Genomic DNA, 20586 nt, shown 5'->3' on the forward strand with positions numbered 1-20586 from the left:
ATGGCTGCTGTCGATATCTCCGTCACGCCGGATGCCGGCGAAGGAAAATTTGCCGTTCTGCGCAAGCTGCTGTTCGGCAAGGTGTCCACCACCATCGCCTTCATAACCGTGCTGTTGTTCTGCATCCTGGCGATCTTTGCTCCGTGGATCGCCCCTTATGATCCGTTAAAGCAGAGCTTTCTGTCGATCAACAAATATCCCTCATTGCAGTACTGGCTCGGCACCGACCAGTTCGGGCGTGATGTCCTGTCGCGCCTGATCCATGGCTCGCGGACCTCGCTTCTGTTTGGCCTGATCGCGCCGGCATGTGCCGCGGTGATTGGGACGACGCTCGGCGTGCTTGCCGGCTTTTTCGGTGGTCTCATCGATCGCATCGTTTCCAAGATGATCGACCTGATGATGGCCTTTCCCGAACTGCTTCTGGCAATTATCGTGTCGGCGGCGCTTGGCGGTGGCTTCTGGAACGTCGTTCTGGTTCTCACCATTGCCTTCGTGCCCGGTTTTGCGCGTGTTGCCCGCGCCTCGACACTGGCGGTGCGACAGGAGCCTTACATCGAGGCCTCAATGGCAATCGGTGTGAAGACGCCGGTGATTATCTTCCGGCATGTCGTTCCGAACATTGCTGCGCCCATCGTTCTGTTGTGGACGCTCTGGATCGCGTCGGCCATCCGTCTCGAAGCGGCGCTGAGCTTCCTCGGCATAGGAACGCAGCCGCCGGCCGCTAGCTGGGGCAATATCATCCGGGAAGGACTTGGCAATGTGTTCGGATCTCCTTGGCCCATCATCGGTGCCGGTCTGGCTATCACCACGATCGTGCTGTCGATCAACCTCATCGGTGACGCGGCCCGGGACATGCTCGACCCAAATTCGAGCGAACGATGAGTGACAGAACGGTGAGACTTGTTCGTTTCGGACCTGCCGGAGCCGAATGCCCCGGCATCATCGACGGCAAAGGAGTCATCCGGGATGTTTCCGGGCATGTGTCTGACTGGACAGGCGACAATCTAGGTCCAGACGTTCTGCAAAAGATCAACGCCCTCAATGCCGACGAATTGCAAATAGTCCCGACCGGGGCGCGGCTTGGGGCATGCGTTGCGCGACCCGGCAAATTCATCTGCATCGGCTTGAACTATCACTGCAATGCCGAAAGCCTAGGCCAGCCGATCCCGGATGAACCCGTCATTGCCATGAAGCCGCTGTCGGCGATCTGCGGTCCGAATGACGGCATTGAGTTGCCGCGCAGTTCGACGACGACCGATTGGGAAGTCGAACTCGGCATCGTCATCGGCAAGCCTGCGAAATATATTGATGAGAAAGATGCCCGCAGTCATGTTGCCGGCTACTGTCTGATCAACGATCTCGCTGACCGCGATCTGCAGAGCAAACGGGGCGGCGACACCAGTAAGGGCAGGGGCCATGACAGTTTCGGCCCGATCGGACCGCATTTCGTTCCCGCTCACTGCATAGCCGATCCGCAGTCGCTTGATCTCTGGCTAGAGATCGACCGAGAGCGCACCCAGAACGGCAAGACCGCCAACATGATCTTCGGCGTCGATTATCTGGTTGCCTATCTGTCGCAATTCATGACGCTTCTACCTGGCGACATCATTGCCAGCGGCACGCCCGCGGGGATCGGTATCGGCATGAAGCCACCACGATTTCTCGCGCCCGGTCAGACTGTTCGGCTCGGTGGTACGGGCTTGGGTGAGCAACATCATGTCGTTCGCGCCTGCGCAGAACATGCGACCTGATGAGAACAACAATATGGAGGAGAACACCATGCAGATGACGGCCAAACTTCAGATGGTAGACGGCTCACAGACGGGGACGGTGGCGGCATTGTCGGTGCGCAATCTCAAAACTTCCTTCCGCCAGGGCGGTGCCTGGACGGAGGTCGTCAAGGGTATTTCCTTCGATGTTGCGCCTGCCGAAACCTTGGCCATTGTCGGCGAATCCGGTTCGGGCAAAAGCGTCACTGGCTATTCGATCATGCGTCTGCTCGCGGAGAATGCCCGAACCGAAGGCGAGGTCATGCTCGCCGGGCATAACCTGCTGGCTCTGCCGGAAGAAGAGATGCGCCGCATCCGTGGCAATGCTGTCTCGATGATTTTCCAGGAAGCGATGACCAGCCTCAATCCGGTCATTCCAATCGGAAAGCAGATCGCGGAGGCAATTTCGTTGCACAATCCGGATATGGCGCCCGAAGTGATCAAAAAGGAAGCGCTGCGGTTGATGGAACGCGTACGCATTCCAGCGGCGACGACCCGGTATGAGGAATATCCGCACAATTTTTCCGGCGGCATGCGTCAGCGCGTGATGATCGCCATGGCGCTGGCATGCAAACCACAGCTGCTGATCGCCGACGAACCGACAACGGCGCTTGATGTCACCATTCAAGCGCAGATCCTAAATCTCATAAAAGAGATCCAGGAGGAGGAAAAGATGTCGGTGATCTTCATTACCCATGACATGGGCGTTGTGGCCGAGGTTGCCGATCGTATGGCGGTAATGTTCCGTGGCGATATCGTTGAAACCGGCACGACGAGCGAGATTTTCAACGACGCCAAGCATCCTTATACACGAATGCTCCTTGATGCCGTGCCGCGTCTGGGGTCAATGCGGGGTATTGCCCAGCCGATCAAGTTTTCGCTGATCGACCCCAAATCCGGCATTCGTGGTGCACCCGACACGCCAATTAATACTGTCAAATCGGGAGAACCTGTCCTGCAGGTAAAGGATCTTTCCGTACGGTTCGACATCAAGGCCGGCTGGTTTCGGACTGTCTCCAGCCGTATTCACGCGGTCGAACGTGTATCCTTCGATCTGAATGCCGGAGAAACCCTGTCGATCGTCGGCGAGTCCGGCTGTGGCAAGTCGACCACCGGTCGCGGCCTGATGCGTCTGGTCAAAGCCAGCGGTGGCACTGTCAAACTCGCCGGGCGTGAACTGATGGCTATGTCGTCATTTGAGCTTCGTGATGCCCGCCGCGATATCCAGATGATCTTTCAGGACCCGTTCGCCAGCCTCAGTCCGCGCCGCACCGTGGGGGAAGCGATCGCCGAACCTTTCCTGACACACAAACTTGGCTCGGCAACGCAAGCCCGTAAACTCGTCGCAGATCTTCTCGAAAGGGTGGGACTCAAACCCGATATGGCAAGCCGGCTTCCTCATCAGTTTTCAGGGGGCCAAAGGCAACGTATTTGCATCGCCCGCGCGCTAGCATTGTCACCGAAGGTCATTGTCGCCGATGAGTCGGTCTCTGCACTCGACGTGTCGGTCAAGGCGCAGGTAATCAATCTCCTCATGGACCTTCAGCGCGATCTCGATATTGCCTTCGTGTTCATCTCGCATGACATGGCCGTTGTCGAGCGTGTCAGCCATCGTGTCGCCGTCATGTATCTTGGCGAGGTCGTAGAAATCGGACCGAGGGAAGAAATCTTCGCGAACCCAGCGCATCCTTACACCCAAAAGCTACTCAAGGCGGTCCCGATGCCGGATCCGGCCCGGCGCTTAGTTCGACAGGCGCCTGACACAAGTGAACCGAAGAGCGCGTTGCGACCTGTCGATTTTGTGTCGGACAACATGCCAATGACGGAAGTAACAAAGGGACATTTTTTTCGACCTGCATAAGCGTATTTTCGGTTCACGCTGTTCTGAGCGAGGTAAGACTGTTTGAAAGTTGCGTGGACCATCCCGACTAGGTTTGCATTGATCGAATGCCTCACTTCAACAGGGAGGCGATTTAACCAAAAAACTGATCGTTTTCGCCGATATCGAGGACTGTGATGGGCGCCCATGGGGGCGTCAGTTTGTATCTCACCAAGAGCTTCGATATTACACAGAAAGGGCAAGGTCGATCGTGGGTGCATTTATGGCCTGTAACCGTGCCCAGTTTTCGAGTTTGGCAAACCGATAAACCTTTCTGGCGCCATTATGGGCGGGCACGCACGCGCCCGGCGATGGAATTCTTCAGCCGGCTCCGATGTCCATACATAGGGATCCGGCTGGCGGCTGGAGCGTTGAGGTGCCGGTGCGGAATTCTAGCATGTCGCGCACTTGATCTGCTGTCCATTTCAAGGTGGTAGAGTGGCTAAGCGCACTGATGTCACGGCTTAAAAAAGATATATGGTGGCGAGTCGTGGTTTGCGAGATGCATTCCGACGCCTTTACTGGCTACTCGTCAGAGCCTGCTTTCAGCACGGCGTGCGAGAGTGGGTCCGGCATGGCGCCGAAGGCGTACGGCTCTTCAGTTCCAGACTGGGCGGGAATTCAATTGATCGGGGTCATGAAGTTTAGCGAGACCCTTTCCGGCGTGGTCTGAGTGTACTGCTGTGTGCTTGGAAGCAGCGCCCTGACAGTGAAGCCTCCGGGGCCGAGGACTGTTGTGGGTTTCTCGTTCGTCCACGCGTCTTCATGTCGCGAACACTCCTTGCAGCCAATCGATGAATACGCGCACGCGCGGGGTCAGTTGCCGGTTCCGCGGGTAAAGGACCGATACCAGCGAGGGTTCAGGCGGAAATTCACTGAGCAATTCGATCAAAACGCCTTCGGCGATATCCTTCTCAACATGATAGCGCGGCACCTGAATGATGCCGAGGCCCATTCGGGCAGTGGAAACAAAGGTTTCGGCCGCGCTCACGGTGATGGCCGCCGGAATGACTGTCGTAAGCAGTTTGCCGTCCACCCTGAATTCAAGCGGAATAGGTCCGCTGCTGCCGGTGGTGCGAAACCCTATCATCCTATGCATTGACAAATCTTTGGGGTGCGCCGGTCGCCCATAGATCGAGACATAACCAGGCGAGGCGACAGTAACTTCCTCCAGTGTGGCGACGCGCAGCGCGATCATGTCGCTATCCTGGGGCGTGCCGACACGCAGCACGCAGTCGATCCCTTCGCGCACAAGGTCGACCAAGCGATCGCCCTCGCTGAGATGGAACTCGATGTCCGGATAGGCCGCGAGAAAGGACGGTAGTCGGGGTAAGACGAAATGCCGTGCCAGCGTGCCATGGACATCGACCCGCAGCAGTCCTTTCGGCTTTGCCCCGGCAAAGGCACCCTCGGCATCCTCGATATCATCGAGGATCGACAGGCATCGTTGATAATAGGCTTCGCCGTCCAGCGTCGGGCTCACGTGACGTGTGGTCCTCTCAAGCAGCTTGACGCCCAGTCGCGCCTCAATCTGCTTCACCGCATCCGTTACCGTGGACCGCGGCATACCCGTATCCTCCGCCGCAAGGGTGAAACTGCGCCGTTCGACCACCCGCATGAAGACACGCATGGCATCAAGTCTGTCCATCTTATTGTTCGCCATTGTCGGATTCTGATGCGGAATAATGGCTGATTATTCGCCAGATAGAAAGTGACATCTTCAGCTTCGTCATCAAGCGCGACATCGCGCACAGAGCGGAGAACGAAAATGTCTACATCTGAAAAAGTCGCCATCGTCACAGGAGCCTCCCGCGGAATCGGCGCTGCTATTGCGAAGCGCCTTGGTCGAGACGGCTTCACCGTCGTCGTCAATTACGCGGGCAGCGCCGAAGCTGCCGCAGCCGTCGTACACGAGATTGAAGCGGCCGGTGGCAAGGCTATAACCGCCCAGGCCGATGTTTCGGACGTCGAACAGGTGAAGCGTATGTTCACATCGGCAGAGGCCGCCTTCGGCGGCATCGATGTGCTCGTCAATAATGCCGGTATCATGATGCTGGCACCCCTGGCAGCCACTGACGACCAGAATTTCAGCAGACAGATCGACATCAACCTGAAGGGTACGTTTAACACTCTTCGGGAGGCGGCCACACGCCTTCGCTCGGGCGGTCGCATCGTCAACTTTTCCACGACGGTGGTCGGTCTGAAGCTGGAAACCTATGGTGTTTATGCTGCGACCAAGGCCGCAGTCGAGACCCTGACGGCGATCATGGCCAAGGAAATGCGCGGCCGCAACATCAATGTCAACGCCATCGCACCGGGCCCGACCGCGACCGACCTTTTTCTCAATGGCAAGTCCGATGAACTGATCGAGCGGATGTCCAAGGTGAACCCGTTGGAACGGCTTGGCACGCCTGAAGACATTGCTGATGCCGTGTCATTCTTTGTCGGCCCGGACAGCGGCTGGATCAATGGACAGGTGCTGCGCGCCAATGGCGGAGTCATCTGATCAGGCCTCCTCGATACCAACACTATCATCCTCTGAAAGGGCTGTTGTCATGTCAAAGAAAGTCGTTCTTGTTACCGGTTCGTCAAGCGGTTTCGGTCGTCTGACGGCCGAAGCGCTCGCCCGCGCCGGCCATACCGTTTACGCCTCGATGCGCGATATTGCCGGGCGCAATGCCGCAAACACTGGGCAGATGCGCGAACTCTCCCAGAAAGAGGGCATCGAGCTCCGTCCGCTGGAACTCGACGTACAATCGGAGGCATCCGCCAATGCCGCCGTCGAAACACTGATCGCGGAAACCGGCCGGATCGACGTGGTCCTGCACAATGCCGGCCACATGATGTTCGGCCCAGCCGAGGCGTTCACGCCGGAACAGTTCGCCCAGCAATATGATGTCAACGTCCTTGGCACGCAGCGCGTTAACCGCGCGGTGCTGCCTCACATGCGCAGCCGCCGCGAAGGGCTGCTGGTATGGGTGTCTAGCTCCAGTTCCGCAGGCGGTACACCGCCTTATCTTGCGCCATACTTTGCAGCAAAGGCGGCAATGGATTCGCTCGCCGTTCAATATGCCCGTGAACTCAGCCGGTGGGGCATCGAGACGACGATCATCGTGCCGGGCGCCTTCACCAAGGGTACCAATCACTTTGCACATTCTGGCCGGCCGGCCGACGAAGATCGAGCCGCGGACTATGAGGCTGGGCCCTATGCCGGTTTTGGCGATGAGGTTCAGAAAGCCTTTGCCGAGATCGTTCCCGACGATGCCGATCCGGCGCCTGTGGCCGGCATGATCGCCGACGTGGTCGGCATGCCCTTCGGAACCCGGCCTTTCCGCCTCCACTACGATCCAACCGAAGATGGTGCCGATATCGGCTTTGCCGTGCTCGACCGGCTGCGGGCGGAAATGCTGCATCGCGTTGGGCTGTCCGATCTACTGAAGCCCGCAAGGCCCTGAGCCTGACCCAGGAAGCAAAGGAATGATCGGGAGCATCTCGCCGATCTCGCCATCAACCCGGATCGGGAGGACGAGAAATACATACGTTTGTCATCGTTGTCTGCGGGTTTGTCTTGCTGACGCTTTTCCTGACATTCGGATGGCTCTGGCATATCGGGCAATTTCCGAGCGCCAGCGTCGCAAAGCTGTTCATCGTCCTTTGGGTGGTGATGTCCCTCGTCAACATGTGGATCGGGGTTTCGAAGGCCGGTTATTCGATAAGTGAGGAGCTGTTCGTGTTGCCCCAAGTGCTGCTGCCGCCGGTTCTTGCTGCTGGTCTCGTGCTCCTCGCATCCTGATCCAGACACACGCAAACAGATATGAAACAGGAGACATACAAATGACTGCCTTCAATTCGAACTACATCGGGCTCACGCTGGTCGCAGCCATTACGGCTTCGATAGCCGCGACCACGTCCGCTGGTCTTGGCTGGCCGGTCTGGGCGATGTTCATAGGATGGGTCACTTTCATTACAGGTGATCATTCCTTCAACGGCGCAGTCCGCAGTTATCTCTGCGCAGCGATCGGCATCGCATTTGGCAGCCTTGCGGCAATCGGCGTCGGAACGCTGATGCCACTCATTGACTACCTCGCTTTCGGCGCCGTCGTATTTGTCGTGGCAATTATCGTCGTTTCCCTCAGGGCCGCGCCGATGCTCAACAATATTTCGGCGTACTTTCTCGGGCTGATCGCCTTCTTCGCCGCGCACGTTCCGCCGAGCATAACAGCGGTCACGGAGCTGGCGGCCGCTGGCGCATTGGGAGCCGCCGCCGCGTTCTTTGCTCATTCGCTTCAGATGAAGATGGCCAGCAGATAATCGAACGTGAAGCGCGCCTTAGGGCGCGCTTCAATCCGCAAGCAGATGTCCGCGATACTCGACGCCACGCAAATCATTGCGGTCGATATGAAGCAGGTCAGCGGAATAGACAGATCGTACTGTCGAGAGCGATCGGTCGGCAGATCCGCGTGATAAACCCTTGGCACGGCTATTCGACGCTTACAGCGCACATTCCCGAACTTTGAATGCCGTCGCTCCAAAATGATCGACAGCATTCATGTTGCCCAACGCCGCGTTGCTCGTTAACTCCCGTGAACCTCGCGTCGCTGGAGCCTTACCACTCCAATCGCTAACAAAGCGAATGCGATGATCGCAGCTACTGGCACACCAATCAAATAAGTGCCAAATTTTGCCAGAAGTGGCTTCGGCCCCCCACTCCGAAACTCAGCCACCGTTTCGGGCGTGATCGTCATCGCAGGGTTGCCGAAATTCTGCGCGACAAAGCTGGCGACGGCGGCGACCTGGCGGTCATTCATGTCGTTTTCGAAGGCTGGCATCAGCGTCGGACCGCTCGATCCGGTGCGATGCACGCCCTCAAGAACGGTCATCACCAGATTGTTCGGGTGCACCGATCCGGTTGCCGTGCTCTGATAGAGCGAGGGGTAATAGCCATCCTTGCTGCCGGCGCCGCTTGGCATGTGGCAGGACGCACACGCGGAATCATAGAGGACGGCACCATCGTTGATGCTGGTAAAGTCGCTGCGGGTGGCGTCCGCATAGACGGACGCATCGGCGGCGCGTCCTTCATTTGCCGCATGCAGACCCTTGCGGGCTGCGGTGCTGTCGAAACTGTAATGGTCCTCGACCGGCGTGCCGAAAGTCGCAGGGGCGGCCTTTTGCGTAGGGTCCGCAACCGCCGGAACAGTCCGGAGATAAGCCGTGATCGCGGAAATATCGCCGTCTGTCAGTTTCGAGAGACTGAGTTCCACAGCCTCAGCCATCGGGCCGGCTGCTACGCCCTTGCCGGGAACATGGCCTTGCTTGAGGTATTGCGCAATCTCGGCATCTGTCCAATCTCCGAGGCCCGAGACCCTATCCGTGGTAATATTCGGCGCTTCCCAGGCTCCGACAAGTCCGCCGGCAAGGTTCTCGTCCGTCTTCATGGCCATGGTCAGATCGCGCGGCGTGTGACAGGTTGCGCAATGTGCCAACCCTTCCGACAGATAACGACCTCGCGCCACCTGCGCATCTTCCCCAGACTTCGCGGTAAAGCGTGTCTTGTTGAGATTGAGCAGATTCCAGCCAGACATCAGGATGCGCTGGCTGAAGGGAAAGGAAAGCTCCGTCTTGTGGGCTGGTACGGCATCCACCGGCGCCACGCTCGATTGGAAATAGGCATAAAGCGCCTTCATGTCCTCGTCGGTGATCAGGCTGTAAGAATCGTAGGGCATTGCCGGATAGAGGTTACCGCTCGGAGAAACACCCTCGCGCACGGCGCGAGCGAACTGTTCTTCCGTCCAGTTGCCGATGCCGGATTGTTTAGAGGGCGTAATATTGGTCGACCAGATGGTTCCCATGGGCGAACCGAGCGGATAGCCGCCGGCAAACGGTTTTCCGCCCTTCGGCGCCGTATGACAGGCCGCGCAGTCGCCGGCGGTCGCCAGATATTCACCGCGTTTGACCAGATCTGCGTCTTGAGCCATGGCGGCGGTGCTAATGACGCCAACGACGAGCGTTACCAGTGTCGCAAGATGTCTCATCATTAGATCTCCCTTGCGATGATGTCGGCCGAACGCAGTGACAACGCGCATCCGGTCATTGTGGGATTGTTCGCAGCGGATGCCGGCATGACGCCCGATGTTGCAAGAAACAGGTTATCATGGTCGTGGGTGCGGCATTCGCCGTTGACCACCGAATCCTTGGGATCGCTGCCCATGATGACCGTGCCCATCGGGTGGTCGCGGTTTTCCCACACCGTCGTGTTTTTGCTGAACACGACGGCGCCGAGGAGGGACTGGAACTTGTCGAAATCCTGCTTCACCACTTCGCCGGCGCGGCGCACATAATCATCGACGTCGTAATGGATCGAGTTCAGCGGCAGACCGAACCTGTCCTTATTTGTGGCGGACAGCGTCACCCGGTTTGTCGGATGCGGGAGGGATTCGATATTGGAGGAAACCGGCGTGAAACGCGCTGCCATGTGGCGGATTTGCTTGTCGAGTTCCGGCCCGATGACCCCTTCCTTCATCAGATGCTCGGTAATCGGCACGTTGCCGACGAAATTGCCGATCTCATAACGGATGCATCCATGTTCCGAACGCCATGGTCCGTCGCGCCAGTTGAGGATGTCGCCCTGCTGGACCGGGCCGCGTCCCGACCACATCGGTTCGTCTGAGAGGAAGGATGCGCCAAAAGCGTTATGATCCATCAGATTGCGCCCGACCATGTCCGAGGAGTTGGCGACGTCTGAAAGCAGCAGCAGCCTAGGTGTCTCGATCGCATGTGCCGCGACGATGACGTAGCGCGAAGTCAGGGCGTGGCTATTGCCTTTGCTGTCGTGGTAGTGCACGGCAGCGATCTTCTTGCCGTCCGGTGATTTTTCCAGCTTATAGACTGCCGCGTTCTCGATGAGCTTGGCGCCAGCCTGCTCGGCGAATGTCACGTTGCGATCGCCGGAATATTGCGAGCCGATCGGACAGACCGGCGAACAGTTGTTGTTGCCAACACAGGCGGGACGTCCGCCATAGGGGTCCGTTGCCCTGCCATTCGGCTGATAGGTATAGTTATATCCCCCAGGCGCCACTTTTTCCGCAAATCGCTTCGAGAAGTAGGAAAGCTCCTGCGGGCGGATCGGATAAGGATGCTGTCGGGGCGGATAGGGCTTGCCACCCTTGCCGGAATAGTCGGCATGATCATCGCCTGACACGCCCATCTTGCTCTCGGCCTCGTAATAGAAAGGCTCGAGATCATCATATCCGATCGGCCAGTCACGTCCGACGCCGTATGTAGATTTCAGCTTGAAATCGTTGGGAAGATTGCGCCAGCAGGCGCCGCCCCAATGCCAGGTCGTGCCGCCAACCAGGCGCAGCATGCCCGCGACGTAAGAGACCGGGCCGGTGTTTTCGACATAGCCCGGCACGAACGAGGTCGGCGCCCAGGGTTCGTTCGGATAAGGCTGGTTGCGGTTGCCGCCATTGGAAGAGACATTGCCGCTGGAGCGGAAGCTGTCGACGATCTTCCAGCGCGGAACACGAGGTCCGGCCTCAAGGATGATGACCGATTTTCCGGCCTCGGCGAGCTTCTGAGCGGCAAGACCGCCCATGGCTCCGGAGCCGACGACGATGACGTCGGCGTCGAATTCAGTGTTTGCCATGATGTTACCTGAAGGGGAGTTGGGGAGTGTCAGTCGGTGGCGAGGGATGCCGGAGCGGCGGCCCAATAGCCCGGACCGGCGCGCGCATAGGTCGGCAGGACGGTAACATCCAGCGTCGGCCTCCACATCAGGGCGCCGGTATAGGTAATGAAATCCGGGCCCGGTTCGGCTCGCTCAAGAACCTCGCCGACGCGGCCGAGATACCAGGCTGAAATCAGCGAAACGGCCGCTGCTTTATGTGCGGGATCGGACATGGCCGGTGATTGCGGCAGGTCCGTAAACTCTTGAAGATCGGCTACCTGGATCGCCTGAACCAGAGATGCGTAGGCCGCTTCGAAACCATCATCGCGGCGAACGAGAGCCGACCAGGCCATATCCGCAAGCGTGTCGTCAATTTCCGGATGGCCGGTTAGCAGCCTTGAAATCCGCATAAAGTCGGCAGGCGCCTTGGCAGTTGCGGCCACTTGCGCAAGTGCGCCGGACGCCGTGAGGCTGCCGGTCGCCAGCCAGGCGGCGGGAACAGAGTATGTGAGCGCCTTCAACAAATTGCGCCTGCTTAATCCCTTTGAAGATGGATCGGCTTGGGGACAGTCTTTCATGACGATATCCTGGGAGGTGGCGACCGCGAAACGGGCCAGCCGGTGGCATTGTTTTATGGTGTCATTCCTCCCAATGCACCACGGCGGACTTGATTGATGGAATTGACATCAATCAATGAGAGCGCTCTCATTTCGAGATATAGAGGCAATTCGCCGCAGCGTCAATTCGATTTAATAGAAGTTGCGCAATGTTGCCGAACGCCATATTTTTCCGTAAAAACAATGGGTAGGAGGACTGGCCGTTGAAAAAAGTAACGATAACGCTCGATGATGTCGCTCGTGCCTCAGGCTTATCGCGCGCCCAAGTGTCGCGTGCGCTGAGAGGAGATCCAGGGGTCACTGTAGCAACGCGCGCGGTCGTGGAAGCGGCCGCCCGTGAGATCGGTTATCGGCCGAACCTTGCTGCACGAACACTGGCCTCTTCTCACTCCACCAGCATCGGCATCGTGATCGGTGAGCCGTTGAACCCTTTCCATATGTTGCTCGCACAACAGCTCGATACAGGGCTTGCCGCGATCGGCTATGACGCGATCGTATCGTTGCGCGCCATCAATGATGAAGCGGTTCTGGCCGAGAGCGATCGGCTTTTATCGATGCGTGCCCGCGGTGTTTTCCTCATTTCTACTCCGCAGAGCGATGAGGCAGTGGTGGCGTTTTCGAAAACGCTTCCCTGCGTGTATCTGGGGCGACAACTGCCGAACCTCGATGTCGCTGCTGTCAGCTCAGATGACGAGGATGCGAGCATCAGGCTTGTTCGCCATCTTATAGACCTCGGTCATCGCCGGATTGCCCATATCGAAGGCGGCAACAAGGCAGGCGCGCGCGAACGAAAGACTGGATACCGGCGTATCATGACGGAAATGAAACTTCCGATGATCGAGGTGCCCGGGACTCATGACATCGATTCAGGCCGGGTTGGTGTTGAATTTCTTCTTCGGGAGGAAAACCGGCCGACGGCGATCTTCGCGGACAATGATCTGACTGCGATCGGCGTTATCAACGAGCTTAATCGGCGTGGGATACGTGTGCCACAGGATATTTCCGTTGCGGGTTATGACGATATTCCAGCGTCTGGCAGCGAGACCATTTCTCTGACCACTCTTCGCCAGGATCCTCATGCTCATGCAGCTGCGGCCATCCAACTCCTAACTCTGATGCTTGATGAACCTTCGATAGAAAAACGCTCAAGGGTCATTCGATCAGAACTCATAGCGAGAAGATCCACCGCTGTGCGCAGGGACCCCTAGCTGGCTGGAAGGCAGGTTTCCGTAACGTATCCCTTTAAGCGATGGTGGCTAATGGGTGCGCGAGATTGGTTTAATTCCAGTGCGTACTAGGTTTTCGACAAGTTCGCCCACCACACCCCTAAGCCAACGATGTGCCGGATCGTGTCGATATCGCACGTGCCAAGCCATCTCGACTGGAAATGTTCCAAGATCGACAGGTGCTTCAACGACCTTCAGCCGAGGGTCGCGCTCCAGGCTACGACAGATCAGTCGAGGAAGGGTTGCGCAGTAGTCAGTGACTGCGATCATCTCGGGGACGGCGAGAAAGTGTGTGACAGAGACTGCAACGTCGCGCTTGAGGTTCTGCTGCCCCAGCGCCTGGAACAGGCCCGCACGAATTCGACCCGGTGGCAACACGTTGACGTGCTTCAGGCTCTCGTAAAGGTCGCGCGTCAGGTTGGCGCTGACATCCGGGTGATCGTGGCGGACGATGCAAGCCAGTCCGTCGTCCATTAGGTGCTGGACAACAAGGTTGTCAGGGGGATCGATGACTCGCCCAAGCACGATGGCGGTCGTCCCCGAAATGACGCCAGTATCAGCGAGGTCATTGCCAAATGGTGTCATGCGTAGCTTGATGCCGGGCGCTTGCTCTCGCAGCCTTGCCACCAGCGCTGGCATCAACACAAGTTCGACGTAGCTGTTTGGTGCGATTAAAAAAAGGCGCTCCGCGCTTGCCGGATCAAAATCCTGTTGGTGGACGACCAGCTCGTCAAGCTGCGCCAATGCGGCTTCGATCGTCGGCGCGATCTCCTCGGCAAGCTGTGTTGGTCTGATGCCGTAGCGCTCCCGGATAAACAGCGGATCTTTGAGCATGTCGCGAAGCCGATTGAGCGAATTCGACAGCGCAGGCTGCGTTATGCCGAGGCGAGCGGCAGCGCGGGTGACGCTTCGCTCCTCCATGAGAGCGAGGAAGACGGGCAGAAGGTTTAGATCGTATTTCATACAGATATAATCGCACGTGAATATCTGAAATCCAACAAGTAAATTTCTCAAATATCTATGCAGATGACATGATCACTTCATCGAAAGGCCAGCAGCGCTGATCGACAATCCAGGCCGGTCCGGCCGCGACCATCAAAGGATAAGACGATGAAAGTTCTCATGGTGCTGACTTCGCACGATACGCTCGGTGACACCGGCCGCAAGACCGGGTTCTGGCTTGAGGAGCTGGCAGCTCCCTATTACGTCTTCAAGGACACCGGCGCCGAGATCACGCTTGCTTCGCCCAAGGGCGGCCAACCGCCGCTCGACCCGAAGAGCGACGAACCGATGTTCCAGACCGAACTGACGGCTCGTTTCAAGGCAGACGCCGACGCTAACGCACAGCTCGCCCAGACGGTGCGCCTCGACAGCATCGACCAGAAGGATTTTGATACGGTCTTCTATCCCGGCGGCCATGGCCCGATGTGGGATCTGGCTGAAGACATGAATTCCATCGCGCTCATCGAATCCTTCATCGCCGCCGGCAAGACCATCGCCCTTGTCTGCCATGCTCCGGGCGTGCTGCGCCATGTCAAGAATGCCGACGGCTCGCCGTTTGCTCAGGGTCGCTACCTCACCGGTTTCACCAACACTGAAGAAGAAGGCGTTGGCCTGACCAAGGTGGTCCCTTTCCTGGTCGAGGACGTGCTCATCGCTCAAGGTGCCGTGTTCTCCAAAGTGAAGGATTGGGGCGTTCACACGGTCGTCGATCGCCAACTCATCACCGGCCAGAACCCGGGATCTTCCGGTGAGGCCGCCGAAGCTCTGCTCACCGCCCTGCGCCAGACCCGTATCCGGGTAGCCTGATTCAGCATCGTGGCCGACCGCCAGCAGTCGGCGGTCGGCCGCCCGAAAATCGGATATCGAAATGATCAGCCTCAAACCAACGCTCTCGGCTGCACAGGCCCGGGAGATGATCGAGACATCAAAGTCCAAGGCGGACGAGTTAAACGTCCCATGCTCGATCGCCGTCATTGGTCCAGACGGCTACTTGCTTGCCTTCGATCGCCAGGACGGGGCCATGTCGGGATCCGTTGAACTGGCGATCAACAAAGCGTTCACCGCTCAGATCTTCAACAACGGGACTGACAGGCTGAGCGTATTGGCTCGACCGGGTGCTGAGCTCTTCGGAATTCAGCATTCCCACAACGGTCGCGTCGTCGTGTTCGGGGGAGGCGTCCCCATCCAATTCAATGGGCAAGCGATCGGTGCGATCGGCGTCAGCGGCGGCACCGTCGCAGAAGATGTGGCCATCGCGGAGGCTGGCGCTGGAATTCTGGCCGAACGTCTTGTCCCCTGTGGTGCCTAGGCCAAACATGGTGCTGAAGCCAATTAACCATCGGCCCCGCAATCTAATTCCATTCTGAAAGCCGCATATGCGTGGCTTGATCCCTCATCGCAAAGCGTGGCGCCCGATTTCAACTTCGGTTGGTCGGGACAGGACAAGTGCGCGCCTGTTCTCTCTCCCCATCAATATTTTTTCAAAAGGATGCATGAAATGAAACTCCTGAACTCGCTCATCTCGGCTGTCGCCGTTGTTGCAATCACAGCCAGTGTCGCTCTGCCGGCCGCTGCGGCAGACTTCAAGGCCAAGACCGTTGTCCTCGTTCACGGAGCATTTGCCGACGGTTCGTCTTGGAACAAGGTCATCCCGCTTCTGAAGAAGGCAGGATTGAAAGTCGTGGCGGTCCAGAACCCGTTGGACACACTGGAAAATGACGTTGCCTTCACCGACCGGGCGATTGCCGACGCTGAAGGCCCGGTCGTGTTGGTCGGCCATTCCTATGGCGGTGCCGTCATCACGCAGGCGGGTGTCAATCCGAAGGTTCATTCACTGGTGTATGTCGCGGCTTATGCGCCAGAGGTCGGCCAGTCGGTACTCGATACGCAGAAGCCATATCCGGATGCGCCAGGCAGGCCGTTCATCAAGCAGGATGATGCTGGATATCTGAAATTCACTGACGAAGGCATCTTCGACTACTTCGCGCCGGATCTGCCTCGCAGCGAGCGTGCATTAATAGCGGCCACACAGGGTGCATTTGGCGTTAAGGCCGTTTCAACGCCCGTTACGCAGGCCGCCTGGCACACTGTTCCTTCCTTCGAGGTTGTGTCCACCAACGATAAGGTGATCCCGCCGCAGCTCCAGCGAGATCAGGTCAAGCGGCTCAAGGCGACAGCCGTCGAGGTGGCTGCAAGCCATGTCGTCATGCTGTCGCACCCGGACGTGGTGGCGAAGTTGATCCTCGAGGCCGCGAAGTAACTCCGATGTCATGGTGGGTCGTTTTCGTCTCGGCCCGCCATGCCCATCAATTTGCTTCTCGCCCTGAAGTTCCCCGATGACGGATATTCTTTCCACCCGTCCGTTAGCCCACAATCTTCTTCGGGCTATCGAGACCGATGCTGCCACGGCCTACGTTCCGGCAGCACTCGCCCGCCCGGCGCTTTCGTTCGCCGCCACCGTCCTCGATGAGGTTATCGACGTGACAGGTGGACATCGCTTGATTGCCCTGATCGACCCACTGCCAGTTCCCCCTTTTCCCCCGTCTCGGCCATATGAGCGAGCATTGGCATTCCCTAGCCCCAGATCGTCGGTGGACGGATGGCAATCGTTTCGCACTCTGGGCGACGGTTGTTTGCGGCGATCCAGCTCTATCGTAGGTTCGTCGACGAGCGCCTGGAGCTTGTCAGGAACTACGCCGCAGCGATCACACGGCTTGTGGCTTCAATTCTGATGGATGGCGTTCGAAGGCGTGAGTTCAAGATCGATGACGTCGAAGCGGCGGCCGAGGTCGCGCGTGACGCTGTCACGGTCTATGTTCATCCGGCGAAGCGGCGGCTCGGCCAGGCGTTTCCGGTGAAACCAACCTACGTCGCGTCATGGGCACTCCGGTTGTAGCCTTCAAAACGGGCGTATCCCTGAAGGGTGCCTGACGGCACCTTGCGAACCCGATCACATCCTGTGACGATCCACGTTAGACTGGGAGACAAGCGCCAGCCGCGACGTTTCAGGACAACCGCGTGCGATGTCGTCAATCCGGTTGCCTCAAATAGCCAAACACCGCACGTTTGACGCGGATAGAAAGCAGTTCCTGGTTTGTCTCGCCGCGCTCGCCAGCAGCGTCGACTAACCCTTTCGTGATTGCGATCACATCCAGGCTTTCGACTTCGGGCGCTCTGTCGAACCCGGCAGCCGTCAGGCTGACTCTGATAATCTCGACAAGAATTTTTCGCGCTTCGGTATCCGGCGGTACTGGCAACTGGCTCTCCAGTTGGTCCAGCAGGCGCGCCAGAGCTGGCCGACGCAGTTGGTGCTTGACGGCCGCGTCAAGAATTCCGGCGAGCCTTTCTTTTGGTGGCGTTAAATCCGCAATCCTCTGAATGTCCGCCAGCAACGCATTGTTCGACAACGCAATGAGCTCCCGCGTTATCACCTCCTTCGTCGGGAAGTATTGATACAGGGAGCCAATGCTCACCCCCGCTACTCGGGCGACCGCGTTCGTCGTGTATCCTGTTGAACCTTCGCTCTCAAGAATGCGAGCTGCAGCCTCCAGTATATTTGCGACGGTCACCGCGGAGCGCGCTTGTTTTGGCCGTTTGCGCGGCATTCCCGGCTTTTTGTTCATGTCGGATCGTCCTGTCCGTATGCGAGTTGTCGAATGAGAGCAAATGCTCACATAATTTAGACATTCGCTTACGAGGGTGTAAAGGTCCTGGAAAATGCATCAGATACCAAACGAAAGCCGGATTCTCTGTGGGGTGATCGACGCCGTTGTCTGTGCAGGGAGCGCGATCAAAGACCGCGTCTCGGACAGCAGAATACCGACAACAATCGAAGAGATCATTGAACTCATCCGTAAAAACGATGCAGTTTCTACTGCCATTCTGAAGCGTAAATTGGCGGCCGTTATCCCAAGTGCGGTGGTGGACGATGAAGAGACATCTGAGGGTCTGCTTCCCCCGGGAGAATGGTGGATCATCGATCCGGTGGAGGGCGCCGTTAATCACGTACACGGTGTGGCGGATTGGTGCGTTTCTGCGACACTGATACGTGACAACGAGGTGGTCCATACGGCGGTTCACGTACCGCTTTCGGGAGACATATATTCAGCAAGCAGGGGAGGTGGGGCGTTCCTAAACGGAAAGAGGATCAACGTATCCGCTAAAAGGCACCTGAGCGGCTCCATGCTCGGGACCGGCCAAGCAAGTCCAGGTGAAGGCGTAACTGTGCATCGCCTGATAGGCGAATCCACTTCTCTCATGCTGCAGCACGCACTAACTGTTCGCGTCTCAGTGCCTTCAACCATGCAGTTGATCCAGGTTGCCGACGGAAGAATGGACGGCTTCTGGCAATTCAGTGCCATCCGCTCAGGATTGGTCGCAGGAGCGCTACTCGTTCAGGAGGCTGGCGGCTTGGTTACAGACGTCGCAGGAAAGCCATGGTCAATGGCCAGCAGCAGCTTCCTGGCTTCTCCTCCTCAACTTTCAGCTCCCATGCATCGCCTGCTCGGCGGTCTCTCGTAATTTTCACAATCCTTCAAACAGGTAAAAGAAATGACGAACATCACCATTCTCGGCGCAGGCCGGGTCGCTAAAGCCATCGCCACCCGGCTGGCTGCGTCCGGACGTCCTTTCACAATTGGCGTCCGCGATGTCGATCGCTCAGCACAGAACTGGACGGGGCCTTCAACGATATTCAAGACGAGTTCGGAAGCCATCCAGGAAAGCGATGTTATCTTTAACGCCACGCCCGGAGAAACGAGCGTCGAGTTCTTGAAGCCTCTCTCGGGACTGTTGGCGGGGAGGATCCTCGTAGACGTGTCGAATGCGCTCAAGCGGGACGATAAGGGCATGCCAATCGGCCTGGCCTACCCGGATAGCAGCGTCGGCGAAAAACTTCAGGAAGCCTTGCCGGACACCTCCGTTGTGAAGACGCTGAACACCATGCTGTTTTCGGTCATCTGCAATCCGAACGCGTTGTCGGTCATGCCTGTCGCCTTCCTTTCCGGAAACAATGACGAAGCGAAACATATTATTCGCGGCCTGTTGCAAGGTTTTGGCTGGCGGGGCGAACTTATCGAGGACCTAGGGGGCATTCGGTCAGCTCGTGGACCTGAATCCTTCATGAATTTCGTGCCGGCGATAATCGCGAAGCACGGATTCGATCCGTTCGCACTCACGATCGCAAGATGAGATCAAAGGCGGACATATCGTTCGGCGGACTCGTCAAAGATACCCGTGAGCGAGACCCTCGCCATGCTGAATTTGTCGCTGATCAGATCGGCGCCACCCCAGAAGCATTTGCTCACCTCATCTTCCGCGGTAGACGAAGAGCGGTGCCTCAACGCGGCTATCCGCTTCGGCCTGTTCGTTCAGAAGCTGGCGCAACGGTGAACGAATACAGACAGGGTCGGTGGCCGATGCATCACCCGCAAAAGCCATGGCCTGACAGCGGCAACCGCCGAAATCGACCGCCTTGCGCTCGCAGCTGCGGCAGAGTTCCGGCATCCAGCTGTCGCCACGATAGGCGTTGAAAGCAGATCCTTCGTACCAGATCGTCTCGAGCGCTTTGTCGCGCACATTGTCGAATTGCAGCGAAGGAATAGTCTCGGCGGCGTGGCACGGCAGAACCTTGCCCGATGGGGTGACGTTGAGGCCGGTGCGCGCCCAGCCGCCCATGCATGCCTTGGGATAGGAGGCGTGGTGGTCGGCGCCGACATAATCGATGACGATGATGCCTTCGAGGCGCTTGCGGGCGTCCTCGACAAAGGCATTCGCCTTGAGGAACTGTTCCCTGGTCGGCATCAGCGCCTGGCGGTTTTTGTCGGCCCAACCGTGGAACTGCACCGTCGCAATCTCGATGCGCCGCGCGCCGAGCTTGACGGCCAGATCCAGCATTTCGCCCATCTGTTCCATGTTCTGTTTGTGGCAGACGGCGTTGACGGTGAGTGGAATGCCGGCCGCATGGGTCCATTGGGCAACCGCGATCTTGCGCCCGTAGCCGCCCTTGTAGCCGCCGACGCGGTCGGCAAGCTCGGGCGTCGCGCCCTGGATCGACAATTGAAGATGGTCGAGTCCGGCATTGGACAGTTCGGCGATGCGCTTTTCGGTCAGCCCGATGCCGGAGGTGATGAGATTGGTATAGAGTCCGGCCTTGGCGGCGGCGGCCGTCAACTCGACGAGATCGCGCCGGGACGCCGGTTCACCGCCGGACAGATGCAGATGTAGCACGCCGAGGGCGGCCGCCTGTTTAAACACCGAAATCCACTCCTCGGTGGACAGCTCGGTCTTGACGCCTTCCAGTTCAAGAGGATTGGAGCAATAGGGACAGGCGAGCGGGCAACGATGCGTCAGTTCGGCAAGCATGGCGATTGGGGCCGGGATACGGATGCGCTTGACCACGCCATCCGCATCCGTCCACTCGCTTGTC

General features: G+C 58.1%; 22 protein-coding genes. 14 read left to right on the plus strand and 8 right to left on the minus strand.

Annotated features, from left to right (window positions below; translation table 11 throughout):
• Genes EDF70_RS24820 through EDF70_RS24830 form a run of 3 tightly spaced genes read left to right on the plus strand, consistent with a single transcriptional unit; the run spans position 1 to position 3630 of the window.
• Complete coding sequence (locus tag EDF70_RS24820; protein WP_132279181.1) at positions 1-882, plus strand: ABC transporter permease; 882 nt, start codon at positions 1-3, stop codon at positions 880-882.
• Entirely contained in the window at positions 879-1751 is an 873-nt protein-coding gene (locus EDF70_RS24825; protein ID WP_281033635.1) for a fumarylacetoacetate hydrolase family protein, read from the plus strand. The genes EDF70_RS24820 and EDF70_RS24825 overlap by 4 nt, the downstream gene beginning before the upstream one ends.
• A 34-nt stretch (positions 1752-1785) precedes the next feature.
• Positions 1786-3630 carry an ABC transporter ATP-binding protein gene (locus tag EDF70_RS24830; RefSeq protein WP_245519342.1) on the plus strand — a complete coding sequence of 615 codons (1845 nt, stop codon included), beginning with the start codon at positions 1786-1788 and terminating at the stop codon, positions 3628-3630.
• Positions 3631-4411: 781 nt separating this feature from the next.
• Here the strand turns inward: EDF70_RS24830 and EDF70_RS24835 are convergent.
• Complete coding sequence (locus tag EDF70_RS24835; protein WP_132279354.1) at positions 4412-5296, minus strand: LysR family transcriptional regulator; 885 nt, start codon at positions 5294-5296, stop codon at positions 4412-4414.
• A gap of 120 nt (positions 5297-5416) precedes the next feature.
• Here EDF70_RS24835 and EDF70_RS24840 point away from each other — a divergent pair, with 120 nt between their 5' ends.
• The 4 genes from EDF70_RS24840 (at position 5417) to EDF70_RS24855 (ending at position 7959) form a co-directional block, all read left to right on the plus strand.
• Positions 5417-6154, plus strand: coding sequence for an SDR family oxidoreductase (locus EDF70_RS24840; protein WP_132279184.1), 738 nt, complete (start codon positions 5417-5419; stop codon positions 6152-6154).
• Positions 6155-6203: 49 nt separating this feature from the next.
• Positions 6204-7103, plus strand: coding sequence for an SDR family oxidoreductase (locus EDF70_RS24845; protein ID WP_132279187.1), 900 nt, complete (start codon positions 6204-6206; stop codon positions 7101-7103).
• A gap of 113 nt (positions 7104-7216) precedes the next feature.
• Positions 7217-7441, plus strand: a complete 225-nt coding sequence (locus EDF70_RS24850; RefSeq protein WP_245519336.1) for a hypothetical protein — start codon at positions 7217-7219, stop codon at positions 7439-7441.
• Between the two features lie 41 nt (positions 7442-7482).
• On the plus strand, positions 7483-7959 hold the full coding sequence (locus tag EDF70_RS24855) for a DUF1097 domain-containing protein (RefSeq protein ID WP_132279193.1): 477 nt from the start codon (positions 7483-7485) through the stop codon (positions 7957-7959).
• Here EDF70_RS24855 and EDF70_RS24860 read toward each other — a convergent pair.
• The 4 genes from EDF70_RS24860 to EDF70_RS24875 are packed head-to-tail and all read right to left on the minus strand — an operon-like array spanning position 7935 to position 11892.
• A complete protein-coding gene (locus EDF70_RS24860) occupies positions 7935-8195 on the minus strand; it encodes a hypothetical protein (RefSeq protein WP_132279196.1) in 261 nt (86 codons plus the stop codon). The genes EDF70_RS24855 and EDF70_RS24860 overlap by 25 nt on opposite strands.
• A gap of 27 nt (positions 8196-8222) precedes the next feature.
• Positions 8223-9683, minus strand: coding sequence for a cytochrome c (locus EDF70_RS24865; protein ID WP_132279198.1), 1461 nt, complete (start codon positions 9681-9683; stop codon positions 8223-8225).
• Entirely contained in the window at positions 9683-11293 is a 1611-nt protein-coding gene (locus EDF70_RS24870; protein ID WP_132279201.1) for a GMC family oxidoreductase, read from the minus strand. The genes EDF70_RS24865 and EDF70_RS24870 overlap by 1 nt, the downstream gene beginning before the upstream one ends.
• A 29-nt stretch (positions 11294-11322) precedes the next feature.
• A complete protein-coding gene (locus EDF70_RS24875) occupies positions 11323-11892 on the minus strand; it encodes a sugar dehydrogenase complex small subunit (protein WP_132279204.1) in 570 nt (189 codons plus the stop codon).
• A 242-nt stretch (positions 11893-12134) separates the two neighbouring features.
• Between EDF70_RS24875 and EDF70_RS24880 the strand changes: the two genes are divergently transcribed.
• Entirely contained in the window at positions 12135-13139 is a 1005-nt protein-coding gene (locus tag EDF70_RS24880; protein ID WP_132279207.1) for a LacI family DNA-binding transcriptional regulator, read from the plus strand.
• Between the two features lie 48 nt (positions 13140-13187).
• Here the strand turns inward: EDF70_RS24880 and EDF70_RS24885 are convergent, their stop codons facing one another.
• Positions 13188-14120 (minus strand): LysR substrate-binding domain-containing protein, encoded by a 933-nt coding sequence (locus tag EDF70_RS24885; protein ID WP_132279210.1) that lies wholly within the window; start codon positions 14118-14120, stop codon positions 13188-13190.
• Positions 14121-14267: 147 nt separating this feature from the next.
• Here EDF70_RS24885 and EDF70_RS24890 point away from each other — a divergent pair, with 147 nt between their 5' ends.
• The 4 genes from EDF70_RS24890 to EDF70_RS24905 all read left to right on the plus strand — a co-directional run bounded on the left by EDF70_RS24890 (position 14268) and on the right by EDF70_RS24905 (position 17055).
• Complete coding sequence (locus EDF70_RS24890) at positions 14268-14966, plus strand: type 1 glutamine amidotransferase domain-containing protein (RefSeq protein ID WP_132279213.1); 699 nt, start codon at positions 14268-14270, stop codon at positions 14964-14966.
• Positions 14967-15027: 61 nt separating this feature from the next.
• Positions 15028-15468, plus strand: coding sequence for a heme-binding protein (locus EDF70_RS24895; RefSeq protein ID WP_132279216.1), 441 nt, complete (start codon positions 15028-15030; stop codon positions 15466-15468).
• Positions 15469-15657: 189 nt separating this feature from the next.
• Positions 15658-16419 carry an alpha/beta hydrolase gene (locus tag EDF70_RS24900; protein WP_132279219.1) on the plus strand — a complete coding sequence of 254 codons (762 nt, stop codon included), beginning with the start codon at positions 15658-15660 and terminating at the stop codon, positions 16417-16419.
• 339 nt (positions 16420-16758) lie between these two features.
• A complete protein-coding gene (locus EDF70_RS24905) occupies positions 16759-17055 on the plus strand; it encodes a hypothetical protein (RefSeq protein WP_132279222.1) in 297 nt (98 codons plus the stop codon).
• Between the two features lie 133 nt (positions 17056-17188).
• Here the strand turns inward: EDF70_RS24905 and EDF70_RS24910 are convergent, their stop codons facing one another.
• A complete protein-coding gene (locus EDF70_RS24910; protein WP_207908318.1) occupies positions 17189-17782 on the minus strand; it encodes a TetR/AcrR family transcriptional regulator in 594 nt (197 codons plus the stop codon).
• Between the two features lie 133 nt (positions 17783-17915).
• Between EDF70_RS24910 and EDF70_RS24915 the strand changes: the two genes are divergently transcribed.
• Together EDF70_RS24915 and EDF70_RS24920 are read left to right on the plus strand one after the other, a co-directional pair.
• On the plus strand, positions 17916-18680 hold the full coding sequence (locus EDF70_RS24915; RefSeq protein ID WP_207908319.1) for an inositol monophosphatase family protein: 765 nt from the start codon (positions 17916-17918) through the stop codon (positions 18678-18680).
• Between the two features lie 30 nt (positions 18681-18710).
• The gene (locus EDF70_RS24920) at positions 18711-19349 is read left to right on the plus strand and encodes an NAD(P)-binding domain-containing protein (protein WP_132279228.1); all 639 of its coding nucleotides are present in this window, start codon (positions 18711-18713) and stop codon (positions 19347-19349) included.
• 117 nt (positions 19350-19466) lie between these two features.
• On the opposite strand, the gene pqqE is transcribed toward EDF70_RS24920, so the two are convergent.
• Positions 19467-20558: a pyrroloquinoline quinone biosynthesis protein PqqE gene (gene pqqE, locus EDF70_RS24925; RefSeq protein WP_245519343.1), complete on the minus strand. Its 1092-nt coding sequence runs from the start codon at positions 20556-20558 to the stop codon at positions 19467-19469.
• Between the last annotated feature and the right edge of the window lie 28 nt (positions 20559-20586).

The sequence above is a fragment of the Neorhizobium sp. JUb45 genome, from assembly GCF_004343585.1.
Classification (GTDB): Bacteria; Pseudomonadota; Alphaproteobacteria; order Rhizobiales; family Rhizobiaceae; genus Neorhizobium.

Coding starts and splice junctions, on each gene's coding strand:
- EDF70_RS24890 (WP_132279213.1), top strand. CDS start 14,268: ATGAAAGTTCTCATGGTGCTGACTTCGCACGATACGCTCGGTGACACC.
- EDF70_RS24855 (WP_132279193.1), top strand. CDS start 7,483: ATGACTGCCTTCAATTCGAACTACATCGGGCTCACGCTGGTCGCAGCC.
- EDF70_RS24865 (WP_132279198.1), bottom strand. CDS start 9,683: ATGATGAGACATCTTGCGACACTGGTAACGCTCGTCGTTGGCGTCATT.
- EDF70_RS24905 (WP_132279222.1), top strand. CDS start 16,759: ATGGCAATCGTTTCGCACTCTGGGCGACGGTTGTTTGCGGCGATCCAG.
- EDF70_RS24895 (WP_132279216.1), top strand. CDS start 15,028: ATGATCAGCCTCAAACCAACGCTCTCGGCTGCACAGGCCCGGGAGATG.
- EDF70_RS24920 (WP_132279228.1), top strand. CDS start 18,711: ATGACGAACATCACCATTCTCGGCGCAGGCCGGGTCGCTAAAGCCATC.
- EDF70_RS24840 (WP_132279184.1), top strand. CDS start 5,417: ATGTCTACATCTGAAAAAGTCGCCATCGTCACAGGAGCCTCCCGCGGA.
- EDF70_RS24870 (WP_132279201.1), bottom strand. CDS start 11,293: ATGGCAAACACTGAATTCGACGCCGACGTCATCGTCGTCGGCTCCGGA.
- EDF70_RS24900 (WP_132279219.1), top strand. CDS start 15,658: ATGAAACTCCTGAACTCGCTCATCTCGGCTGTCGCCGTTGTTGCAATC.
- EDF70_RS24910 (WP_207908318.1), bottom strand. CDS start 17,782: ATGAACAAAAAGCCGGGAATGCCGCGCAAACGGCCAAAACAAGCGCGC.
- EDF70_RS24885 (WP_132279210.1), bottom strand. CDS start 14,120: ATGAAATACGATCTAAACCTTCTGCCCGTCTTCCTCGCTCTCATGGAG.
- EDF70_RS24835 (WP_132279354.1), bottom strand. CDS start 5,296: ATGGACAGACTTGATGCCATGCGTGTCTTCATGCGGGTGGTCGAACGG.
- EDF70_RS24875 (WP_132279204.1), bottom strand. CDS start 11,892: ATGAAAGACTGTCCCCAAGCCGATCCATCTTCAAAGGGATTAAGCAGG.
- EDF70_RS24845 (WP_132279187.1), top strand. CDS start 6,204: ATGTCAAAGAAAGTCGTTCTTGTTACCGGTTCGTCAAGCGGTTTCGGT.
- EDF70_RS24830 (WP_245519342.1), top strand. CDS start 1,786: ATGACGGCCAAACTTCAGATGGTAGACGGCTCACAGACGGGGACGGTG.
- EDF70_RS24820 (WP_132279181.1), top strand. CDS start 1: ATGGCTGCTGTCGATATCTCCGTCACGCCGGATGCCGGCGAAGGAAAA.
- EDF70_RS24825 (WP_281033635.1), top strand. CDS start 879: ATGAGTGACAGAACGGTGAGACTTGTTCGTTTCGGACCTGCCGGAGCC.
- EDF70_RS24860 (WP_132279196.1), bottom strand. CDS start 8,195: ATGCTGTCGATCATTTTGGAGCGACGGCATTCAAAGTTCGGGAATGTG.